General features: G+C 73.0%; 19 protein-coding genes. 6 read left to right on the top strand and 13 right to left on the bottom strand.

Annotated elements, in window-relative coordinates; translation table 11 throughout:
• Window positions 1–143: 143 nt before the first annotated feature.
• Genes tkt through pgl form a run of 6 tightly spaced genes read left to right on the top strand, consistent with a single transcriptional unit; the run spans window position 144 to window position 8703 of the window.
• Window positions 144–2312 (top strand): transketolase, encoded by a 2169-nt coding sequence (tkt, locus tag RKE38_RS19295; protein WP_410055488.1) that lies wholly within the window; start codon window positions 144–146, stop codon window positions 2310–2312.
• Window positions 2313–2317: 5 nt separating this feature from the next.
• Complete coding sequence (tal, locus tag RKE38_RS19290; protein WP_316009092.1) at window positions 2318–3517, top strand: transaldolase; 1200 nt, start codon at window positions 2318–2320, stop codon at window positions 3515–3517.
• On the top strand, window positions 3514–5172 hold the full coding sequence (locus RKE38_RS19285) for a glucose-6-phosphate isomerase (RefSeq protein WP_316009091.1): 1659 nt from the start codon (window positions 3514–3516) through the stop codon (window positions 5170–5172). The genes tal and RKE38_RS19285 overlap by 4 nt, the downstream gene beginning before the upstream one ends.
• Window positions 5169–6713 carry a glucose-6-phosphate dehydrogenase gene (gene zwf / locus RKE38_RS19280; protein WP_310157181.1) on the top strand — a complete coding sequence of 515 codons (1545 nt, stop codon included), beginning with the start codon at window positions 5169–5171 and terminating at the stop codon, window positions 6711–6713. The genes RKE38_RS19285 and zwf overlap by 4 nt, the downstream gene beginning before the upstream one ends.
• Window positions 6710–7963, top strand: a complete 1254-nt coding sequence (gene opcA, locus RKE38_RS19275) for a glucose-6-phosphate dehydrogenase assembly protein OpcA (RefSeq protein WP_316009090.1) — start codon at window positions 6710–6712, stop codon at window positions 7961–7963. The genes zwf and opcA overlap by 4 nt, the downstream gene beginning before the upstream one ends.
• Window positions 7960–8703, top strand: coding sequence for a 6-phosphogluconolactonase (pgl, locus tag RKE38_RS19270; protein ID WP_316009089.1), 744 nt, complete (start codon window positions 7960–7962; stop codon window positions 8701–8703). The genes opcA and pgl overlap by 4 nt, the downstream gene beginning before the upstream one ends.
• Before the next feature lie 21 nt (window positions 8704–8724).
• On the opposite strand, the gene RKE38_RS19265 is transcribed toward pgl, so the two are convergent.
• The 13 genes from RKE38_RS19265 to uvrC form a co-directional block, all read right to left on the bottom strand.
• The gene (locus tag RKE38_RS19265) at window positions 8725–9477 is read right to left on the bottom strand and encodes a glycosyltransferase (RefSeq protein ID WP_316009088.1); all 753 of its coding nucleotides are present in this window, start codon (window positions 9475–9477) and stop codon (window positions 8725–8727) included.
• Window positions 9478–9542: 65 nt separating this feature from the next.
• Window positions 9543–10946: a bifunctional PIG-L family deacetylase/class I SAM-dependent methyltransferase gene (locus tag RKE38_RS19260; RefSeq protein WP_316009087.1), complete on the bottom strand. Its 1404-nt coding sequence runs from the start codon at window positions 10944–10946 to the stop codon at window positions 9543–9545.
• Entirely contained in the window at window positions 10943–12022 is a 1080-nt protein-coding gene (locus tag RKE38_RS19255) for an acyl-CoA dehydrogenase (protein WP_316009086.1), read from the bottom strand. Before RKE38_RS19255 ends, RKE38_RS19260 begins: the two co-directional genes overlap by 4 nt.
• Window positions 12023–12237: 215 nt before the next feature.
• Window positions 12238–12588, bottom strand: a complete 351-nt coding sequence (locus tag RKE38_RS19250) for an RNA polymerase-binding protein RbpA (RefSeq protein ID WP_316009085.1) — start codon at window positions 12586–12588, stop codon at window positions 12238–12240.
• Window positions 12589–12607: 19 nt separating this feature from the next.
• Window positions 12608–12853, bottom strand: a complete 246-nt coding sequence (gene secG / locus RKE38_RS19245; protein WP_310157196.1) for a preprotein translocase subunit SecG — start codon at window positions 12851–12853, stop codon at window positions 12608–12610.
• Window positions 12854–12928: 75 nt separating this feature from the next.
• Window positions 12929–13738 (bottom strand): triose-phosphate isomerase, encoded by an 810-nt coding sequence (gene tpiA, locus RKE38_RS19240; RefSeq protein WP_316009084.1) that lies wholly within the window; start codon window positions 13736–13738, stop codon window positions 12929–12931.
• Window positions 13738–14955 carry a phosphoglycerate kinase gene (locus RKE38_RS19235; RefSeq protein WP_316009083.1) on the bottom strand — a complete coding sequence of 406 codons (1218 nt, stop codon included), beginning with the start codon at window positions 14953–14955 and terminating at the stop codon, window positions 13738–13740. The genes tpiA and RKE38_RS19235 overlap by 1 nt, the downstream gene beginning before the upstream one ends.
• Before the next feature lie 38 nt (window positions 14956–14993).
• Complete coding sequence (gene gap / locus RKE38_RS19230; RefSeq protein ID WP_316009082.1) at window positions 14994–15998, bottom strand: type I glyceraldehyde-3-phosphate dehydrogenase; 1005 nt, start codon at window positions 15996–15998, stop codon at window positions 14994–14996.
• Between the two features lie 129 nt (window positions 15999–16127).
• Window positions 16128–17294: a nucleotide sugar dehydrogenase gene (locus RKE38_RS19225; RefSeq protein ID WP_316009081.1), complete on the bottom strand. Its 1167-nt coding sequence runs from the start codon at window positions 17292–17294 to the stop codon at window positions 16128–16130.
• 2 nt (window positions 17295–17296) lie between these two features.
• Complete coding sequence (gene whiA, locus RKE38_RS19220; RefSeq protein ID WP_316009080.1) at window positions 17297–18277, bottom strand: DNA-binding protein WhiA; 981 nt, start codon at window positions 18275–18277, stop codon at window positions 17297–17299.
• Window positions 18278–18299: 22 nt separating this feature from the next.
• Complete coding sequence (yvcK, locus tag RKE38_RS19215) at window positions 18300–19307, bottom strand: uridine diphosphate-N-acetylglucosamine-binding protein YvcK (RefSeq protein WP_316009079.1); 1008 nt, start codon at window positions 19305–19307, stop codon at window positions 18300–18302.
• A gap of 31 nt (window positions 19308–19338) precedes the next feature.
• The gene (rapZ, locus tag RKE38_RS19210; protein WP_316009144.1) at window positions 19339–20244 is read right to left on the bottom strand and encodes an RNase adapter RapZ; all 906 of its coding nucleotides are present in this window, start codon (window positions 20242–20244) and stop codon (window positions 19339–19341) included.
• Window positions 20245–20303: 59 nt separating this feature from the next.
• Window positions 20304–22283, bottom strand: coding sequence for an excinuclease ABC subunit UvrC (gene uvrC / locus RKE38_RS19205; RefSeq protein WP_316009078.1), 1980 nt, complete (start codon window positions 22281–22283; stop codon window positions 20304–20306).
• Between the last annotated feature and the right edge of the window lie 17 nt (window positions 22284–22300).

Genomic DNA, 22300 nt, shown 5'->3' with positions numbered 1-22300 from the left:
GGCCCGGCCAGTCTAGCCCCGGGCCCGCGCGGCCCGACCCACGGGACTGGATGCGACGCGCGTCACGCCCGGGACTAGTCTCGGAGCCGTTGTCGTTGCCACCGGTGCAGCCGACAGTGCACCCAGCGTGAGGAGACCTCTCAGTGCCCACAGCAGCCCGCCCGCCCAAGTCCTCGGCCACGGCCACCCGGAGCAAGTCGCTCAAGCGACCGGTCGCCCGGAAGGTGGGCTGGAGCGACCTCGACGTCCGGGCTGTCGACACCGCCCGCGTCCTCGCTGCGGACGCCGTGCAGAAGGTCGGCAACGGCCACCCGGGCACCGCGATGAGCCTCGCGCCCGCGGCATACCTGCTGTACCAGAACGTGATGCGGCACGACCCGAGCGACCCGCACTGGCTCGGGCGTGACCGGTTCGTCCTGTCGGCGGGCCACTCCAGCCTCACCCAGTACATCCAGCTGTACCTCTCCGGCTACGGGCTCGAGCTCGACGACCTCAAGGCCCTGCGCACCTGGGGCTCCAAGACCCCGGGCCACCCCGAGGTCCACCACACCGACGGCGTCGAGATCACGACCGGGCCGCTCGGCTCCGGCCTGGCGTCCGCCGTCGGCATGGCGTTCGCGCAGCGCCGCCAGCGGGGCCTGCTCGACCCCGAGGCCCGCCCGGGCACGAGCCCGTTCGACCACCACGTCTGGGTCATCGCCTCCGACGGCGACATCATGGAAGGCGTCACCCACGAGGCGTCGGCCCTCGCCGGCCACCAGGAGCTCGGCAACCTCACGGTCATCTACGACCAGAACACGATCTCGATCGAGGACAAGACCGAGATCTCCTTCTCCGAGGACGTCGCGGCCCGCTACGAGGCGTACGGCTGGAACACCGTCACCATCGACTGGCGCGGCGACGGCTCAAGCGGCGGGTACGTCGAGAACGTCGACCAGCTCTACGGCGCCCTCGAGCGCAGCCGCACCTCGCGCCGCCCCACCCTCATCGTCCTGCGGACGATCATCGCCTGGCCGGCCCCGAACAAGCAGGACACCGGCAAGTCGCACGGCTCCGCCCTCGGCGCCGACGAGATCGCCGCGACCAAGGAGCTGCTCGGCTTCGACCCGAAGAAGACCTTCGAGGTGCCGCGGTCGCTGCTGGCCCACACCCGCAAGGTGGGCAAGCGCGGCCAGGCCGCGCGCAAGGCGTGGGACAAGTCGTATGCCGCGTGGCGCAAGGCCAACCCCGAGCGCGCCACGCTGCTCGACCGCCTCGTCGCCCACGAGCTGCCCGCCGGCTTCGACAAGAAGCTCCCCGTCTGGGAGGCGGACGCCAAGGGTGTCGCCACGCGCGCGGCGTCCGGCAAGGTCCTCGGCGCCCTCGCCGACGCCGTCCCGGAGCTGTGGGGCGGCTCGGCCGACCTCGCCGAGTCCAACAACACGACGATGGAGGGCCAGCCGTCCTTCATCCCGCGTGCCAAGCAGACCCGCGAGTGGAGCGGCGACCCCTACGGCCGCACGCTGCACTTCGGGATCCGCGAGTTCGGGATGGGCCTGATCCTCAACGGGATCGCGCTCGAGGGACTCACCCGCCCGTACGGCGGCACGTTCCTCGTCTTCTCCGACTACATGCGCCCGGCCGTCCGCCTCGCCGCCATCCAGCGCGCGCCCGTCACCTTCGTCTGGACGCACGACTCGATCGGCCTCGGCGAGGACGGCCCGACCCACCAGCCGATCGAGCACCTCGCGGCGCTGCGGGCGATCCCGGACTTCGACGTGGTCCGTCCCGCCGACGCCAACGAGACCGCGGCCGCCTGGGTCGCGATCCTCAAGAACCGTCGCCCCGCGGGCCTGGCCCTCTCGCGCCAGCCGCTGCCCGTCGTCCCGCGCGGCGGCGCCGACGGTGCCGCGAAGGCGAGCAACGTCGCCAAGGGCGGCTACGTCCTGTACGAGGCGAGCACCGGCACCCCCGACGTGATCCTCGTGGCCACCGGCTCCGAGGTGCAGCTGGCCGTCGCCGCCCGCGAGAAGCTCGAGAAGTCCGGCATCGGGACCCGCGTGGTCTCCATGCCGTGCCGCGAGTGGTTCGACGAGCAGTCCGCCGCCTACCGCGAGAAGGTCCTGCCCGCCGCGGTGCGGGCCCGCGTGTCCGTCGAGGCCGGGGTCCCCCAGGGCTGGCACGAGATCGTCGGCGACGCCGGCGAGATCATCGGCATCGACCACTTCGGCGCCTCCGCCGACGCGGCGACGCTCTTCCGCGAGTTCGGGTTCACCCCCGAGACCGTGGTCGCCGCCGCCAAGAAGTCCCTCAAGACCGTCAAGGGAAAGTGAATTCCATGACCGAGAACGCAGCACTGAAGGCCCTCGCCGACAACGGCGTCTCCGTGTGGCTGGACGACCTCTCGCGGGACCGGATCGAGACCGGCAACCTGCAGGAGCTCATCGACACCAAGGGCGTGGTCGGCGTGACGACCAACCCCTCGATCTTCCAGGCCGCCCTCGCCAAGGGTGACCGCTACGACGCCGACCTGCGCAAGCACGCCGCCGCCGGCGACACCGTCGACCAGGCCGTCTTCGGCCTGACCACCGACGACGTGCGCAACGCCGCCGACATCCTGCGCCCCGTCTTCGACGCCACCGGCGGCAAGGACGGCCGCGTCTCGATCGAGGTCGACCCGCGCCTGGCCCACGAGACCGCCAAGACGGTCGAGCAGGCCAAGGAGCTGTGGTCCACCGTCGACCGCCCCAACGTGCTCATCAAGATCCCCGCCACCGTCGAGGGCCTCCCCGCCATCTCGCAGGTGCTCGCCGAGGGCATCAGCGTCAACGTCACGCTGATCTTCTCCCTCGACCGGTACCGCGGGGTCATGAACGCGTTCCTCACCGGCCTGGAGCAGGCCCGCGAGGCCGGCAAGGACCTGTCGCAGATCCACTCGGTCGCCTCGTTCTTCGTCTCGCGCGTCGACACCGAGATCGACAAGCGCCTCGACGCGATCGGCACCGACGAGGCCAAGGCCCTCAAGGGCCAGGCCGGCGTGGCGAACGCACGGCTGGCGTACCAGGCGTACGAGGAGGTCTTCTCGACCCCGCGCTGGCAGAACCTCGCGGACGACGGCGCCAACGCGCAGCGCCCGCTGTGGGCCTCCACCGGCGTGAAGAACCCCGACTACTCCGACACGCTCTACGTCACCGAGCTGGTCGCCCCCAACACGGTGAACACCATGCCGGAGAAGACCCTCGAGGCCGTCATCGACCACGGCAAGGTCACCGGCGACGCGGTCACCGGTGCCTACGCCCAGGCCGGCGAGCTGCTGGACCACCTGGAGTCGCTCGGGATCTCCTACACCGACGTCACGGACGTGCTGGAGCGCGAGGGCGTCGAGAAGTTCGAGGTGTCCTGGCAGGAGCTGCTCGACGAGGCCCAGCACGACCTGGACCTCGCGCGCGCCGACGTGGACGCCGAGGGCAAGGCCGACGACAGCACGGACCAGGACGTCCGCACGACCGCCCAGGGCGGCACCGAGGGCGACAAGTGAGCGCACTCGGCGTCGTCGCCTCAGGCGCGGCCGCCGACGCGATCGCGTCGAAGGTCCCCGAGCTCGTCGAGGCGCAGTTCGCCAGCCACCTGTTCGCCCAGGACGCCACCCTCTGGGGCCCGGACGCCGAGTCCGAGGCCGCGATCCGGCTGTCGTGGGTCAACCTGCCGCGCTCGTCGCGCCCGCTGGTCGGTGAGGTGGCCGCCCTGCGCGACCAGCTCCGTGCCGAGGGCGTCGACCGGGTGGTCCTGTGCGGCATGGGCGGTTCCTCGCTCGCGCCCGAGGTGATCTGCGCGACGGCCGGGGTCGACCTGGTCGTCCTCGACTCCTCCCAGCCCGACATGGTCCGCGACGCGATCACCGACCTCGAGCGCACCGTCGTGGTGGTCTCGAGCAAGTCCGGCTCCACCGTCGAGACCGACTCCCAGCGCCGCGCCTTCCAGGCCGCCTTCTCGGAGAAGGGCATCGACCCGACCACCCGGATCGTCGTCGTGACCGACCCGGGCAGCCCGCTCGACGAGCAGTCGCGCGCCGACGGGTACCGCGTCGTCAACGCCGACCCCAACGTCGGCGGGCGCTACTCCGCGCTGACCGCCTTCGGGCTGGTCCCGTCCGGCCTCGCGGGGGTGGACATCGAGTCCCTGCTCGACGACGCCGAGGCCGTCGCCGACGTGCTCAGCGCCGACGACGACGCCAACCCCGGCCTGCGCCTCGGCGCGGCGATGGCGGGCACCGACCCACTGCGCGACAAGCTCGTGCTCGTCGACGCAGGCTCGGGCATCGTCGGCTTCGCGGACTGGGCCGAGCAGCTCATCGCCGAGTCCACCGGCAAGCAGGGCACCGGCATCCTGCCCGTCGTCGTCGGCGGGGAGGACGACCCGGAGGTCGCCCGGCCGGCAGCCGACGTCACCGTGGTGCGCCTCGTCGGCGAGGGGGACGACGACTCCGACTCCCCCGGCGAGCCGGTGCACGCCGACCACTCCACCGTCGAGGTGAGCGGACCGCTCGGCGCCCAGCTGCTCCTGTGGGAGGTCGCGACCGCGGCCGCCGGCCGCCTGCTCGGCATCGACCCGTTCGACCAGCCTGACGTCGAGAGCGCCAAGAAGGCCGCCCGCACCCTGCTCGACCAGGGCATGGGCTCCGCCGACGCACCGGCCGCCACCGACGGCGCCATCGAGATCCGCGCCCTCGGCGGGGACTGGCTCGGCGGCGCGACCACCGTGCCGGACGCCCTCGCCGCCCTGTTCGGGCAGCTCGACGCCCAGCGCGGCTACGTGGCGGTCATGGCCTACCTCGACCGCCTGGCCGACGCCGACCTCGCGTCGGTGCGCCCGGTCCTGGCCCGCCACACCGGCCGCCCCACCACGTTCGGCTGGGGCCCGCGGTTCCTGCACTCCACCGGCCAGTTCCACAAGGGCGGCCCGGCCACCGGCGTCTACCTGCAGGTGACCACCGAGCCGCACGAGGACCTCGCTGTCCCCGGTCGCGAGTTCTCCTTCGGCGACTTCGTCGCGGCCCAGGCCGCCGGCGACGCCCAGGTCCTCGCCGAGCACGGCCGACCGGTCCTGCGCCTGCACCTCACCGACCACGACGCCGGCCTGACGCAGCTCAGCGCCGTCCTGCGTGGCCTCCCCGGCGCAGAGGCGACCGCATGAGCCCGACGAGGGTGACGCAGGAGCAGAACCCGCTGCGCGACCCGCGCGACAAGCGGCTGCCCCGGATCGCGGGGCCGAGCGGCCTGGTGCTGTTCGGCGTGACCGGCGACCTGGCGCGCAAGAAGCTCATGCCGGCGATCTACGACCTGGCCAACCGCGGCCTGCTCCCGCCGGGCTTCGCGCTCGTCGGGTTCGCGCGCCGCGACTGGGCAGACCAGGACTTCGGCAAGATCGTCTACGACGCGGTGAAGGAGCACGCGCGGACGCCGTTCCGCGAGAGCGTGTGGCGGAACCTCGCCGAGGGGTTCCGGTTCGTGCCGGGCACCTTCGACGACCCCAACGCCTTCGACCTGCTCGCCGAGACGGTCAAGTCGCTGGAGGAGGAGCGCGGCACGGGTGGCAACCTCGCGTTCTACCTGTCGATCCCGCCGTCGTCGTTCTCCGTGGTCTGCGAGCAGCTCGAGCGCTCCGGCCTGAGCCGCCCCGAGGGCGACTCGTGGCGCCGCGTCGTCATCGAGAAGCCCTTCGGCCACGACCTCGAGAGCGCCCGGCAGCTCAACGAGATCGTCGAGAGCGTCTTCCCGCCCGACTCGGTCTTCCGGATCGACCACTACCTGGGCAAGGAGACGGTGCAGAACCTGCTGGCGCTGCGCTTCGCCAACCAGATGTTCGAGCCGGTCTGGAACGCCAACTTCGTCGACCACGTGCAGATCACCATGGCCGAGGACATCGGCATCGGTGGCCGCGCGGGGTACTACGACGGCATCGGCGCCGCCCGCGACGTCATCCAGAACCACCTGCTGCAGCTCCTCGCGCTCACCGCGATGGAGGAGCCGGTGTCGTTCCAGGCCGACCACCTGCGCGCCGAGAAGGAGAAGGTCCTCTCGGCGGTCCGCCTGCCCGAGGACCTCGGCAAGGCCACCGCCCGCGGGCAGTACGCCGCGGGCTGGCAGGGCGGCGAGCAGGTCATCGGGTACCTCGACGAGGACGGCGTGGCGTCGTCCTCGCGCACCGAGACGTATGCCGCGATGAAGCTCGAGATCGACTCGCGCCGCTGGGCGGGCGTGCCGTTCTACCTGCGGACGGGCAAGCGGCTCGGCAAGCGCGTGACGGAGATCGCGGTCGTGTTCAAGAAGGCGCCGCACCTGCCCTTCGAGCACACCGCCACCGAGGAGCTCGGCCAGAACGCCATCGTCATCCGCGTCCAGCCCGACGAGGGCATCACCATGCGGTTCGGCGCCAAGGTGCCGGGCGCGCAGATGGAGGTCCGCGACGTCACGATGGACTTCGGGTACGGCCGCTCGTTCACCGAGTCCAGCCCCGAGGCGTACGAGCGGCTCATCCTCGACGTGCTGCTCGGTGACCCGCCCCTGTTCCCCCGCCACGAGGAGGTCGAGCTGTCCTGGCAGATCCTCGACCCGGTGGAGCGCTACTGGGCCAAGCAGAAGGGCCCGGTCGAGCCGTACGCCGCCGGTGGGTGGGGCCCCGCCAGCGCCGACGAGATGATGAGCCGTGACGGCCGCGTCTGGAGGATGCCTTGATCGTCGACCTGCCCAGCACCACGACGGTGGCGATCAGCAAGAAGCTGGTCGCCCTGCGCCAGGACACCGGGGCCATGGCCCTGGGCCGCGTCCTGACGCTGCTCATCGTCGTGGACGAGAAGGACGCCGAGGAGGCCATCGAGGCCGCCAACGACGCGAGCCGCCAGCACCCGTGCCGCATCATCGCGGTCGTCCTCGGCAACCGGCGCGGACAGTCGCGCATCGACGCCCAGATCCGCGTCGGGGGTGACGCCGGCGCCAGCGAGGTCGTCGTGCTGCGGCTCTACGGCGCGCTGACCCAGCACGGTCGCAGCGTCGTCATCCCCCTCCTGCTCCCCGACTCCCCCGTCGTCGCCTGGTGGCCCAAGGACGCCCCCACCGACGTCGCCGCCGACCCCATCGGCGCGATGGCGCAGCGCCGGATCACCGACGCCGCGGAGTCCAAGAACCCGCGCGCCACGCTCAAGAGCCGGGCGAAGACCTACACCAAGGGCGACACCGACCTGGCCTGGACGCGCATCACCCTGTGGCGCGGGCTGCTGGCCGCGGCGCTCGACCAGCCGCCGTTCGAGCCGGTGCTGGAGGCCACGGTCACCGGCGGCTCCGACTCCCCGTCGACGGACCTGCTGGCGGCATGGCTGGCGGAGACGCTGCGCTGTCCGGTGCAGCGGGCCCGCACCCGCGCCGGCAGCGGCATGGTCAGCGTGCGCCTCGAGCGGCGCAGCGGGCCGGTGGACCTCGTCCGGCCGGACGGCGTCATCGCGACGCTGAGCCAGCCGGGCCAGCCGGTGCGCCGGATCTCCCTGGCTCGCCGGGCCACGGCCGAGTGCCTCGCCGACGAGCTCCGCCGCCTCGACCCCGACGAGATCTACGAGGAGACGATCAGCAAGGGCCTGGCCCGGGTCGGCACCAAGTCGGTCACCGCCACCGAGGCGGTCCGCGAGGGTGAGGCGCCCTCGGTCAAGGACGCCGAGCGCGAGTCCAAGCGCATCGCGCGGGCCAACCACAAGGCGGGCAGCGCGACGATGGTCAGCGCTCCCCCGCCCCCGGACAAGGCCGACGACACCTCGGTGCGCAAGGCCGCCGAGCGGAAGCTCGCGGACAAGCGCGACGAGCGCTCCGAGGACGCGGCACCAGCTGCGAAGAAGGCCGCCGGGAAGCGCACCACGAAGGCAGCCAAGGGCACGGCGACCACCAAGGCCGCGAAGGCGGGCGCGAAGGCGACCAGCTCCTCGGAGGCCGCCTCGTGAGCGGGGCGCGGGCGCGCGTCGTCGTCCACCCGTCGAAGCAGGCCCTGGCCGACGCCTCCGCCGCCAGGCTGGTCACGGCCCTCGTCGACGCCCAGTCGCGGGGCCGCGAGCCGCACGTGTCGCTCACCGGTGGGTCGATGGGCTCGGCCATCATCGCCTCCCTCGCGGCCCTGCCGGCGCGTGACGCGGTCGACTGGTCGACCGTCTCGATCTGGTGGGGCGACGAGCGCTACCTGCCGGCCGGGGACCCCGAGCGCAATGACACCCAGAACGACGACGCCGGGCTCACCAGCCTCGGCCTGGACCCGCAGCGGGTGCACCGCGTGCCCGGTCCTGACCTCACCGACTCGGCCGAGCAGAGCGCGCAGGAGTATGCCGCGGCGGTGCGCGCCACCGGTGCCGGCGAGTTCGACGTCATGATCCTGGGGGTCGGCCCCGACGGCCACGTGGCGTCCCTGTTCCCGGGCCACCCGGCACAGCAGACCACCGACGCCATCGCGGTCGCCGTGCACGAGTCGCCCAAGCCGCCGCCGGACCGGGTCTCCCTCACCTTCGAGTGCCTCAACCGCTCCGAGCGCGTGTGGTTCCTCGTGGCCGGGGCCGACAAGGCCGAGGCGGTGCGCCACGGCGTGGCCGGCGCCGCCCCGGACGAGTCATCCGCGGCCCAGGTGCACGGCTCCGCCGAGACGCTGTGGCTGGTCGACTCCGACGCGGCCGCGGAGCTGCCCGTCCGCGGCTGACCGCCACCCGACCGGCGTCGCTCACCCGTGCTCGGGCACCGGCGCCGGTTCGACGACCGGCGCGTCTCCGGCGCGGACCGCCGGCAGCTCCGCCGCCAGGTTCCTCAGGTAGCCCGCGAACCCGCCGGCCACGACGCGTCCCGTGCGGCGCGCGGACGTCCGCACGCGGGTGGTGTCCGTGGCCACGCACGGGTGGCCGGCAGCGCGGACTGCCTCGACGAGCAGGACGTCCTCGTGCACCGGTTCCGCGGGGAAGCCGCCCACGGCGAGGTACGCGTCTGCCCGGACCCCGAGGTTCGCCCCGTGCACATGGGGGTGCCCCTCGCCGAGGGTGTGGCCGGCACGCCACCGGGAGAACAGCCCGCCACCCAGGTCCGTGGGCACGACGGTCCCCGTGACGAGGTCCGCCCCTGCCTCGGCGAGCTCGACCTGGCGCCAGAGCCAGTGCGCCGGGACGGTGGTGTCGGCGTCGGTGCAGGCGATCCACGTCGCGGACCGTGCGGCCTCGGGGACGTCCTGCAGGGCGAACGCCACGCCCGCGGCCCGCGCGGCCCCCACCGCCCCGGTGTCGGACCACACGCCTCGCACCTGCCCATGGGCGGACACGACCGCCGCCGTCCCGTCGGTGCACCGGTCGAGGACGACGACCACCACGACCTCGACGTCGGGGCGCCGGGAGCGCAGCGCGTCACGCGCCGCGTCGATGCCGTCGAGGCACGCTGGCAGCAGCTCCTCCTCGTCGCGGGCCGGCACGACGACCGCGACGCGGCCCACCGCGCGCGACGGACGAGCGGGCCGGGCCACGCGAGCGGGCCGGGCCGGGCTAGCTGGCCGGGTGGTCACGCCTTGCCCTCCCGTCGCGCGGGCGAGGCCGTGCCGGCCGGACCCAGCAGCTCGACGAGGAAGTCCTGCTCCTCGTGCCGCACCAGCACCTCGAGGCCGGGCAGCCCACGCAGCGCCTCGTGGACGTCCTCGCCGTCGAGCGGCCACCCGTCGACCGGGTGCCTCCAGTCGCACAGCAGGACCGTGCCGCCGGGGGCCAGTGCCTCCGGCAGCCGGCGGGTCACCTCGCCGAGGTCCTCGGGCGTCCAGAAGTAGCCGACCTCCGACAGCACGACGAGGTCGAAGGTCCCCTCCGGCCAGTCGCGGGGCACCCGGGCGCGCCGCAGCTCGACCCGGTCCCCCCAGGACGACAGCCGCTCCCCCGCCCGCCGCAGCGCCTCGGCGCTCACGTCGAGGGCGAGGACGGAGTCGGCTCGGGCCGCGAGCTCGGCGGTCAGGACGCCGGTCGAGCACCCCACCTCGAGCACCCGGCCCAGCGGTTCGGTGAGGGGCGCCGCGAGCGTGGCGGCCCGCTTCCGGCGCTCGTACCACGACGAGTCGACGTCCCACGGGTCCTCGCTGGACTCGAACATCCCGTCGAAGACGGCGTCACGGGGGTCGTCGGGGCCGTCCGCGGAGAGGTGTCGCAGGTAGGCCTCGAACGGCCGGTCGAAGTGCGCCAGCACGTGCGGCCCGAGCAGGACCTCGTCACCGGGCTCGTCCGACAGCGGCGCCGTCTGGGAGGCGTGCAGCCCCAGGGCGGCCCTGCGTGCGGTCACGTGCTCCGGCGACAGGTCGACGGCGAGGACCTCTCCCCACGGGGCGCCCTCAGGCGTGCCCCAGTGCCAGAGCCAGACGGGGTACTCGAGCAGCCTGGCCCCGGCGCTCGCCGCGACACCCGCGGCGACCCGGCCGGCTGCCTCGTGGTCGCAGTGGCCGTCGTGGCGCCACGGGGCCAGCAGCAGCGTCCCGGAACCCTTTACGACGCGTGCCAGGGCAGCGGCCAGCTCCGCCTCGTGGTCCTCCAGCCGGCCGTCCGGGAGCCGCAGCACCTCGACCCTCGCAGCGGCAGCGACCTCCCCGACCGCGCACCGGACCTCCTCCTCGCGCCGTGCTGCGAGCTGACCGGCGGTGTGCGTGCGTGACGCCGGGTGCGAGCTCTCCCCCAGCGTGGCGACGACCACGGTCACCGGCACGCCGGCCGCGGACGCCGCGGACACCAGCCCGGCACAGCCGAGCGTCTCGTCGTCGGGGTGGGCGGCCAGCACGACGAGGTTGTCGACGTCCCCGAGCACCTCCGCGGGCCGGGCGCGAGCCACGTCGGCCCACTGCGGGGCGGCCAGCCACTGCTGCTCGTCCGTCCCCGGCTCCCGGTGGTCGAACGCCGGAGCCACCCCCCGGAACGGCCCGGACGCGGTCACGACGCTCCCTCGCCGTCCACCAGCGCCTTCCCGAGCGCGGCCTGGTCCCGCTCGGCGTGGTGCTGGCGCACGTACACCTGCAGGTCGGCCACCCGGCGCGCGTGCTCCTCGTCCCCCGTGAGCGGTCCGGGCCCCAGCGCGTGCGCCGCGTGGGCGAGGACCCGCTCCACCGCCTCCGCCACCACGCCGCGCACGCGCAGGGCCAGAACGGCGCCGTGCGCCCCCGAGGCGGCGCCGGCGTCGACCAGCCCGCCCGCCTCGTGCAGCGACGCCCTCGCGGCGTGCAGCGCACCGTCGACGGCGCCGAGGTGCATGAGGGCGACCTGGTCCGGCGGCCGGGTTCCGGCGGCCGTCAGCATCGTCCGCGCGAGCCCCACCGCACCGCCGTACCAGCACGCGGCCACCCCGATCCCGCCCCAGGCGAAGCCGGGACGGGTCAGGTACCAGTCGTCCTCCCCCACGGGCACGGCAGGCACGTCGTCGTACCTCGTCGCCAGGCTGCTCACGTCGCGCAGCCCGCGGGAGGCCCACGTGCCGCCCTCACCGCTCACCCCGGGCCCGCGCAGCTCGACCGCGAACGCCCGTCGCGATCCTGCACCGGTGTGGGCCGTCACGACGGCGTGGCTCAGCCGGTCCGCCAGCGAGCACCACGGCTTGACCCCGCCGAGCCGCCATGTCCCGTCCTCGCCCCGGGACGCCGAGAGCCGCACCCCGGGTCCTTCGGCTGCGAAGACACCCCACGTCGACCCGTCCGGGACGGTGCCTTCGGCCACGCCCGCCTGGCGCAGGATCGCGAGGGCGTCCAAATGGGGCTCGACCACCCGGGCGGTGGTCAGGTCCAGGGCACCGAGGGTCGCCAGCACCGACCACAGCTCGGTGGTGCGCCCCTCGCCGGGGCCGGGCAGAGCAAACCCGAGGCGGCGGGCCAGGTCCAGGGACGCCTCGACGTCGCCGGCCGCACCACCGGCCTGCGCCAGCAGCTCGTCCACCCCCGAGCGCCCGCCCGTGCCGTCCGCGGCGCGGCCGTCCGCGGCGCGGCCGTCGGAGGCACCGGGCGGCGTGAGGCGTACGGGCACGACGCCCCGCCCGTCCCGCCTCGGCGGGTCGTGTCGCGGTGAGGTCGAGGAGGTCGGGGACGACGGGGAGGCCACGACCCCACCCCATCACGCCGGCCACGAACACGCAGGTCAGGCCGGGTGTGGGCGATGCGCGGGCACCACACGCGACGACGCCCCGGGACCGTGGTCCCGGGGCGTCGTCGAGGCGGTCTGCCGCACGTGGCGGCCGGCCGCTACTGGATCAGCTTGCGGTCACGCAGCGTGGCGAGGGCCTCCTCGAGGATGGCCTTGCCGTCGGCGTCCGAGCGCCGCTCCTTCACGTACGCGAGGTGCGTCTTGTACGGCTCCACCTTCGGCGGGGCGGGCGGGTTGGCCTCGTCCTGGCCGGCCGGGAAGCCGCAGCGCGGGCAGTCCCAGGTCTCCGGGACCGCGAGGCCCGGCTCCTCGGCGAAGCTCGGCCGGGTCTGGTGGCCGTTGGCGCACCAGTACGAGACGAAGACGCGAGGAGCGGCCTCGCCGCGCTCGGCCTCGCCCATCGGGCCGGCGCCGACACGGCTGCCGCGGATTGCGTTGCCACCTGCCATGAGTCGAGTCCTTCCGGGTTCAGCTGGAGAAGCGTTCGATGAGACCGAGGCCCACGATGCACGCGAACCACACGATGCCGACGGCGATCGTGAAGCGGTCGAGGTTGCGCTCGGCCACCGACGAGGAGCCCAGCGAGGTCGACATGCCGCCGCCGAACATGTCCGACAGGCCGCCGCCCTTGCCCTTGTGCAGGAGGATCAGGAGGGTCAGGAACAGACCCCCGAGGACCAGCAGGACCTGCAGGCCGATGCGCACGGCTTCCACGGAGCACCCATCTTCGAGTCGACGTCAGTACCTGCTGCCGTTTCGGCAGCAGCGGTCAGGATACCTGCTGGGGGGTCACGCAGTCGCCATGTGGTCCCGGTAGCGGCAGATCGAGGCGAACTCGGCCGGGTCGGTCGAGGCACCCCCGACGAGCGCACCGTCGACGTCCTCCTGGGCCATGATCGCCGCGACGTTCCCGGCCTTGACCGAGCCGCCGTACAGGATCCGCACGCCGTCGGCCAGGTCGCCGGAGTACAGCTCCGCCAGCTTGGTCCGGATGGCCGCGCACACCTCCTGCGCGTCCTGTGGCGTGGCCACCTCACCCGTGCCGATCGCCCACACCGGCTCGTATGCCACGACGACCGTCCGCGCCTTGTCCGCGGGGACGCCCGCGAGGCCGGCCTCGACCTGGGCCAGGACGTGCGCGACGTGCTCACCGGCCTGGCGCACCTCGAGGGGCTCGCCGACGCAGAAGATCGGCGTCAGGCCGTGCCGGAAGGCGGCCTTGACCTTGGCGGCCACCACCTCGTCGGTCTCCTGGTGGTACTCGCGACGCTCGCTGTGCCCGACGACGACGTAGGTGCAGCCCAGCTTGGCGAGGAACGCACCGGAGACCTCGCCCGTGAAGGCGCCGCTGTCGTGCTGGGACAGGTCCTGCGCGCCGTGGCGCAGCTCGAGCCGGTCCCCGTCGATGAGCGTCTGGACCGAGCGGATGTCGGTGAAGGGCGGCAGGACCGCAACCTCCACCGCACCGAAGTCGTGCTTGCCGTCGCGCAGGGTCCAGTCGAGCTTCTGCACGAGGTGCGTCGCCTGGAGGTGGTCGAGGTTCATCTTCCAGTTGCCCGCCATGAGCGGCGTGCGACCGGCGGTGGTCTTCGCGGCCATCAGCCGGCGTCCTCCTGCGTCTCGTCCAGGACCGTCAGCCCCGGCAGCTCCTTGCCCTCGAGGTACTCCAGGCTCGCCCCGCCACCGGTGGAGATGTGGCCGAACTGGTCGTCGGAGAACCCGAGCTGGCGCACGGCTGCGGCGGAGTCGCCGCCACCGACGACGGTCAGCGCGCCGTCCTGCGTGAGCTCGACCAGGGCCTTGGCCACGGCGGCGGTGCCCGCGGCATACGGCTCCATCTCGAACGCGCCCATGGGGCCGTTCCAGAAGACGGTGCGGCAGTCCTTGAGCTTCTCCGCGAACAGCACCCCGGACTCGGGTCCGATGTCCAGGCCCATGCGGTCGGCGGGGATGGCCCCGGCCGGCACGACCTCGTGGTCGGCGTCAGCCGAGAACGCGGTGGCGGCCACGACGTCGACGGGGAGCACGATCTCGACGCCGCGCTCCTTCGCCTGGTCGAGGTAACCCTTCACCGTCTCGACCTGGTCGGCCTCGAGCAGCGAGCTGCCGACCTCGTAGTCCTGCGCCTTGAGGAACGTGAAGACCATGCCCCCGCCGATGAGCAGGCGGTCGGCGGTCTGGAGCAGGTTGTCGATGACGCCCAGCTTGTCCGACACCTTCGCGCCGCCGAGCACCACGGCATACGGGCGCTCGGGGTCCTCGGTGAGCCGGCGCAGGACGCCGACCTCGGTCTCGACGAGCCCGCCGACAGCGGCCGGCAGGAGCCGGGCGACGTCGTAGACGGACGCCTGCTTGCGGTGCACGACGCCGAACCCGTCGGACACGTACGCGTCGGCGAGCCCCGCGAGGGAGCGCGCGAACTCCGCCCGCTCCTCGTCGGTCTTCGCGGTTTCGCCCGGGTTGAACCGCAGGTTCTCGAGCAGCACGACGTCGCCGTCCTGCGCGGCCTCGACCGCCGCCCGCGCGCTCTCGCCCACCGTGTCGGTGGCGAAGGTGACGTCACGGCCGAGCAGCTCGCCGAGCCGGGTCGCGACCGGGCGCAGCGAGTAGCGGTCCTCGGGCGCGCCCTTGGGCCGCCCGAGGTGGGCGCACACGACGACGCGTGCGCCCGCCTCGGACAGGGCCGTGATGGTCGGGACCGAGGCCCGGATGCGACCGTCGTCGGTGATCGTGCTCCCGTCGAGGGGCACGTTGAGGTCGGACCGGACGAGCACGCGCTTGCCGCGCAGGTCGCCCAGGTCGGCGATGGAACGCATCGAGACCAGCTCCGTATCGGTGGGGTGGGACCGGTCGGTCAGAGCTTCGAGCCGACGAGCACGGTCAGGTCGGCGAGGCGGTTGGAGTAGCCCCACTCGTTGTCGTACCAGCCGACGACCTTGACCTGGTTGCCGATCACCTTGGTGAGGCCCGCGTCGAAGATGCACGAGGCCGGGTCGGTCTCGATGTCCTTGGACACGATCTCGTCCTCGGTGTAGCGCAGGATGCCCTTGAGCGGGCCCTCGGCGGCAGCCTTGACCGCGGCGTTGACCTCCTCGGCCGTGACCTCGCGCGACGCCTCGAAGGTGAGGTCGGTCGCCGAGCCGGTCGCGATCGGCACGCGCAGCGCGAAGCCGTCGAGCTTGCCCTTGAGCTCGGGCAGCACGAGGCCGATGGCCTTGGCGGCGCCGGTGGAGGTCGGCACGATGTTCAGGGCTGCGGCGCGGGCGCGGCGCAGGTCCTTGTGCGGGCCGTCCTGGAGGTTCTGGTCCTGGGTGTACGCGTGGATGGTCGTCATCAGGCCCTTGACGATGCCCACGGAGTCGTTGAGCGCCTTGGCCATCGGGCCGAGGCAGTTCGTGGTGCACGACGCGTTCGAGATGATGTGGTGGTTGTCGGCGTCGTAGTCGGAGTCGTTGACGCCGAGCACGATCGTGACGTCCTCGTTCTTCGCGGGCGCGGAGATGATGACCTTCTTGGCGCCGTTGTCGAGGTGCACCTTGGCCTTGGTGGCGTCGGTGAAGATGCCGGTCGACTCGATGACGACGTCGGCGCCCAGCTCGCCCCACTTGAGGTTGTTCGGGTCGCGCTCGGCGAACACCTTGAACGTCTTGTCGCCGGCCGTGATGTCGGTGTCGGTCGAGGTGACGTCGCCGTCGAAGCGACCCAGGATCGAGTCGTACTTGAGCAGGTGCGCCAGGGTGGCGTTGTCGGTGAGGTCGTTGACGGCGACGACCTCGATGTCGGCGCCGGAGGCCTGCACGGCGCGGTAGAAGTTGCGGCCGATGCGGCCGAAGCCGTTGATACCAACGCGAACGGTCACGGGTTCCTGCCCTTTCGAGAGGGGTCGAGTGCCGCGTGGTCGCGGCACGCTTGCTTCGCTCCCGACCCTATCGGCTGGCCCCTGCACCGGACAGGGTGGTCCGGCGTACGGGCTGGTAACCCGGCGTCGTCAGCTGTCGCCGCCGAACAGGTCGCGCGTGTAGACCTTGTCGGCCACGTGCTCGAGCTCGGGCACCATGCGGTTGGCGACGATGACGTCGGACAGCTCGGTGAACTCGGCGAGGTCGCGGACGACACGCGAGCCGAAGAAGGTGTCGGCCGTCAAGGCCGGCTCGTAGACGACGACCGAGACGCCCTTGGCCTTGATCCGCTTCATGATCCCCTGCACGCTGCTGGACCGGAAGTTGTCCGACCCCGACTTCATGATGAGCCGGTGGATGCCGACGACCGAGGGGTTGCGGCGCAGGATGTCGGTGGCGATGAAGTCCTTGCGCGTGGTGTTCGCCGACACGATCGCCTCGATGAGGCTCTGCGGCACGTCCTGGTAGTTGGCCAGGAGCTGCTTGGTGTCCTTGGGCAGGCAGTACCCGCCGTACCCGAAGGACGGGTTGTTGTACCCGGGGCCGATGCGCGGGTCGAGGCCCACGCCGTCGATGATCTGGCGGGTGTCGAGCCCGTGCGTCAGGGCGAAGGTGTCGAGCTCGTTGAAGAAGGCGACCCGCATCGCGAGGTAGGTGTTGGCGAACAGCTTGATCGCCTCGGCCTCGGTGCTGTCGGTGAGCAGCACCGGCACCTCGGGCTCGTCGGCGGCGCCGCGCAGCAGCTCGGCGAAGGCCTTGCCCCGCTCACCGCGGTCGCCCACCACGATCCGGCTCGGGTGCAGGCTGTCCCACAACGCCTTGCCCTCGCGCAGGAACTCGGGGCTGAACAGCACGGTGGTGCCGAGCCGGGCCGACAGCGCCCGGGTGAAGCCCACCGGCACGGTCGACTTCACGACGACGGTCGCGTCGGGGTTGAGCCGGGCGGCGTCGGCCGCAACCTGCTCGACGGTCGAGGTGTCGAAGTAGTTGGTGACCGGGTCGTAGTCGGTGGGGGTGGCCACCACGACGAACTCGGACCCGGCATACGCCTCCTCCGGCACGGTCGTGAACGACAGCCGCAGGCCGCCGCGCTCGAGGCGCCGCTCGATGTCGGGGTCGGCGATCGGGCTGTGGCCGCCGCGCAGCCGCTCGATCCGCCCTTCGTCGATGTCGAGGGCGACGACGTCGTGCGACGAGGAGAGCAGCACGGCGATGGACAGGCCGACGTAGCCGGTCCCGACGACGGTGACGCGCACGCTCAGGCCTCGAGCATGTCGGGGGTCAGGTTGGCGTCGGTGCCGGGGATGCCGAGGTCCTCGGCGCGCTTGTCTGCCATGGCGAGCAGCCGGCGGATGCGGCCGGCCACGGCGTCCTTGGTCATCGGCGGCTGGGCGAGCTGCCCGAGCTCCTCCAGCGAGGCCTGCTTGTGCTCGAGGCGGAGCTGGCCGGCCTCACGCAGGTGGTCGGGGATGTCCTCGCCGAGGATCTCCATGGCCCGGTGGACGCGGGCGCCGGCGGCGACGGCCGCGCGGGCCGAGCGCCGCAGGTTGGCGTCGTCGAAGTTGGCGAGCCGGTTGGCGGTGGCGCGGACCTCGCGCCGCATCCGGCGCTCCTCCCACGCGAGGACGGCCTCGTGGGCACCGAGCCGGGTCAGCATGGCGCCGATGGCGTCCCCGTCACGGATGACGACCCGGTCCACGCCGCGGACCTCGCGGGCCTTGGCCGAGATGCCGAGGCGCCGGGCCGCTCCGACGAGTGCGAGAGCGGCCTCGGGTCCGGGGCAGGTGACCTCGAGGGCCGAGGACCGACCCGGCTCGGTGAGCGACCCGTGGGCGAGGAACGCCCCCCGCCAGGCGGCCTCGGCGTCGCAGGACGAGGCGCTGACCACCTTGGGAGGCAGGCCACGCACGGGCCGGCCGCGCGAGTCGATGAGGCCGGTCTGCCGGGCGAGGGCCTCCCCGTCCTGCACGACGCGCACGACGTAGCGGCTGCCCTTGCGGATGCCGCTGGCCGCCAGCACGAGCACCTCGGAGGGGTGGCCGTAGAGGTCGGCGATGCTCTTGCGCAGCCGCCGGGCGGCGTTCGCGGTGTCGAGCTCGGCCTCCACCACGATGCGACCACCCACGATGTGCAGACCGCCGGCGAACCGGAGCGTGGCAGCCACCTCGGACTTGCGGCAGCAGGGCTTGGTCACGTCCAGCCTGCTGAGTTCGTCCTTGACGCGAGCCGTCATCGCCATCCGCTCATCCTGCCCATCTCGTTCATGCCATGCCCCGGGAACCGAAGACGTCACGATACGCCGCGGCGAGGCGCAGCGAGTCATGCTGGCCGGGAGCGCCGCGGCGGGCGACCGGGGCGAGCACGAGCTCGGCACCGAGCCGGCCGGCCGTCGCCCGCAGGCCCTCCTCGTCGTCGACGGCGCCGGGGTCCGCGAGGACCACGTCGAAGCGCATCCGGGGTGCGTGGTCGGCCAGCACCTCGAGCTGCCCGGCGGCCGAGATGCCGGCCGTCTCCCCCGAGTGCTCGAGGTTGAGGGTGAGGCAGCGACGGGCCGTCGTGTCGTGGAGGGCCTCGCGCAGGGCCGGCACCATGAGGTGCGGCATCACCGACGTGAACCACGAGCCCGGCCCGAGGATCACCCAGTCGGCGTCGAGCACCGCCTCCACCGTGGCGGGCGCGGCCGGCGGGTCGGCCGGCTCGAGGGCGATGCTGCGCACGGTGCCGCGCGTGCGTGCCACCGCCACCTGGCCGCGCACGGTCGTGACGACCTCGGTGGCGGTCCCGGCGCCGGGTTCGGTGGGTATGCCGTCGGTGCCGACGCCGGCCCTGTCGGCCGCAGGCTCGAGCCCGGCCACCTGGGCCGTGATCTCGAGCGGGACGGCAGCCATGGGGAGGACCCGGCCGCGGGCGTTGAGCAGGCGGCCGACCAGGTCCAGGCCGGTCACCGGGTCGTCGTGCAGGTCCCAGAGGGCGGTGATCAGCAGGTTGCCCAGGGCGTGCCCGGCCAGGGGGCCGGTGCCCTGGAACCGGTGCTGGAGCACGTCGCGCCAGATGTGGCCCCACTCGGTGTCGTCGCACAGGGCGGTGACCGCCATCCGCAGGTCCCCCGGCGGCAGCACCCCGAACTCCTCACGGAGCCGCCCGGACGAGCCACCGTTGTCGGCGACGGTCACGACGGCGGTGATGTCGTCGGTGACGAGCTTGAGCGCCTCGAGCGACGCCGCCAGACCGTGTCCCCCGCCCAGCGCGACGACGGCGGGCCCGCTCATGCCGCCCGCCCCGTGCGGCCCGCCACCGCGCTCACTCCTGCCCCAGGTCGCGGTGGACCACGAAGGTCGCGATCTCGTCACTGGAGAGCCGCTGGCGCAGCGCCTCGGCCGTGGCGACGGACCGGTGCTTGCCGCCGGTGCAGCCCACGGCGAGGGTGACGTAGCGCCGCCCCTCGCGCAGGTACCCGGCGGTGACCGGCACCATCAGGTCGACCACCCGGTCGAGGAACTCCTCGGCCCCGGGCTGGCGCATGACGTACTCGGCCACCGGCTGGTCCTGCCCGGTGAACGGCCTGAGCTCCGGGATCCAGAACGGGTTCGGCAGGAACCGCATGTCGAAGACGAAGTCGGCGTCGAGCGGCACGCCGTACTTGAACCCGAACGACATCAGCGCGATCCGCAGCTTGGGTCCGCGCTCGGACGAGAAGACCGGGTGCACCTTCTTGGCGAGCTGGTGGACGTTGAGGCCGGAGGTGTCGATGACGACGTCGGCGCGGGCGCGCAGGTCGGCCAGCATCTCCCGCTCGCGGTGGATGCCGTCGAGCAGCCGCCCCTCCCCCTGCAGCGGGTGGGGCCGGCGCACCGACTCGAAGCGGCGCACCAGCGCCTCGTCGGTCGCGTCGAGGAAGACCAGGCTCGGCTTCCAGCCACGCTCGGCCAGCTCGTTCATGGCCGTCTGGAGGTGGGCGAAGAAGCCACGGGCGCGCACGTCCACGACCGCCGCCAGGCGGGGCAGGTCGGCGGGCCGGGGCGTCCCGTGGGTGAGCTCCACGAGCGAGACGAGCAGGTGCGGCGGCAGGTTGTCGATGACGTACCAGCCGGAGTCCTCGAGCACGTTGGCCGCGGTGGAGCGGCCGGCCCCGGACATGCCGGTCAGGATGACGAGCTCACCCTGGCGCAGCGCAGCCGGGGTGTCTCCCGGCACGTCCCGTTCCACCGGCTCCTGCGGCTCGGGCTGGGCGTGCTGCTCGGGCTGGGCGTCCTGCGCGCCACTGCTCACTGCTGCCCCTCGTCGTCGACGATCTCACCGGTCATGAGGTTCACCGCGGGCACGGGCGACCCCTCCGAGGACAACTCTGCCGCAATCGTGGCCGCGAGCGCAGGCCCGATGCCCGAAACGGCCTGCAGCTCCTCGACCGTGGCGGCCCGCACCTTCTTCACCGAGCCGAAGTGCCGCAGCAGCGCCTTGCGCCGCGACTCCCCCAGACCCGGTATGCCGTCCAGCACGCTCGCGGTCATCGCCTTGGACCGCCGCTGGCGGTGGAACGTGATGGCGAACCGGTGCGCCTCGTCGCGCACCCGCTGGAGCAGGTAGAGGCCCTCGCTGGTGCGCGGCAGGATCACGGGGTAGTCCTGTCCCGGCACCCAGACCTCCTCGAGCCGCTTGGCCAGGCCCACGACTGCGACGTCGTCGATCCCGAGCCGGTCCAGGGCGGCCCGCGCGGCGTTGACCTGCGGCAGGCCACCGTCGACCACCACGAGGTTGGGCGGGTACGCGAACTTCTTGGGGCGCCCGGTGTCGGGGTCGATCCGCTCGGGCCCGCTGTCGGAGTCGGGGCCGAGCTCGACGTCCGAGGCGCTGTCGCGCTCCTCGAGGTAGCGCTGGAAGCGCCGCGTGAGCACCTCGTCCATGGCGGCGGTGTCGTCGACCTGCTCGCCGCGGATGACGAAGCGGCGGTACTCGGACTTGCGGGCCAGGCCGTCCTCGAACACCACCATCGAGCCCACGACCTGCGAGCCCTGGATGTGGCTGATGTCGAAGCACTCGATCCGCAACGGAGCGTCGGCGAGCTCGAGCGACTCCTGCAGCTCGTGCAGGGCCTGGCTGCGGGCGGTGAGGTCGCCGGCCCGCGCCAGCTTGTGCCGGGCCAGCGACTGCTCGGCGTTGCGGCGGACGGTCTCGAGCAGGGTCCGCTTGTCCCCGCGCTGCGGGACGCGCAGCTGCACTCCCGACCCGCGCAGCGCCCCCAACCACTCGGCCACGGCGTCGTCGTCCTCGGGCAGGACGGGCACGAGGACCTCGCGCGGGACGCCCTCCCCGGTCTCGCCGCCGTACACCTGCTGCAGGAGGTGCCCCACGACCTCCGGCACCGACTCGGCATCCATCTCGGCCACCCACCCGCGCTGCCCGCGGATGCGGCCGCCGCGCACGTGGAACACCTGGACCGCCACCTCGAGCCCGTCCTCGGCCAGCGCGAACACGTCGGCGTCCGTGCCGTCCCCGAGCACGACGGCGGACTTCTCGAGGGCCTTGCCCAGCGCGACGAGGTCGTCCCGGAGCCGCGCCGCCTGCTCGAACTCGAGCTCCCGCGACGCGGCCGCCATCTCCCGCTCGAGCCGCTTGACGAACCGGGTGGTGTCGCCGCCCATGAAGTCGCAGAAGTCCTCGGCGATGGCCCGGTGCTCCTGGGCACTCACCCGGCCCACGCAGGGGGCCGAGCACTTGTCGATGTACCCCAGGAGGCACGGCCGGCCCACCTGCCCGGCGCGCTTGAAGACCCCCGAGGAGCACGTACGCACCGGGAAGACGCGCAGCAGCAGGTCGAGGGTCTCGCGGATCGCCCAGGCGTGGGCGTACGGCCCGAAGTACCGGGTGCCCTTGCGCTTGGCACCGCGCATGACCTGCGCGCGGGGGTACTCGTCCCCCAGGGTCACCGCGAGGTACGGGTAGGACTTGTCGTCGCGGTACTTGACGTTGAACCGCGGGTCGAACTCCTTGATCCAGGAGTACTCGAGCTGGAGGGCCTCGACCTCGGTGGACACCACGGTCCACTCGACGCTGGTCGCCGTGGTGACCATGGTCTGCGTGCGCGGGTGCAGCTGCGAGAGGTCCTGGAAGTACGAGGACAGACGCGGGCGCAGGGACTTGGCCTTGCCGACGTAGATGACCCGTCCGGTGCGGTCCCGGAACCGGTAGACACCCGGGTCGACCGGGATCTCGCCGGGTGCGGGGCGGTAGGTCGACGGGTCAGCCACGACCCCACTCTATGGAC

This window comes from Phycicoccus sp. M110.8 (genome assembly GCF_032464895.1).
In the GTDB taxonomy this organism is placed as follows: Bacteria; Actinomycetota; Actinomycetes; order Actinomycetales; family Dermatophilaceae; genus Pedococcus.
The sequence above is the reverse complement of the archived record's forward strand: the minus strand, read 5'-3'. Positions and strand labels throughout refer to the sequence as shown.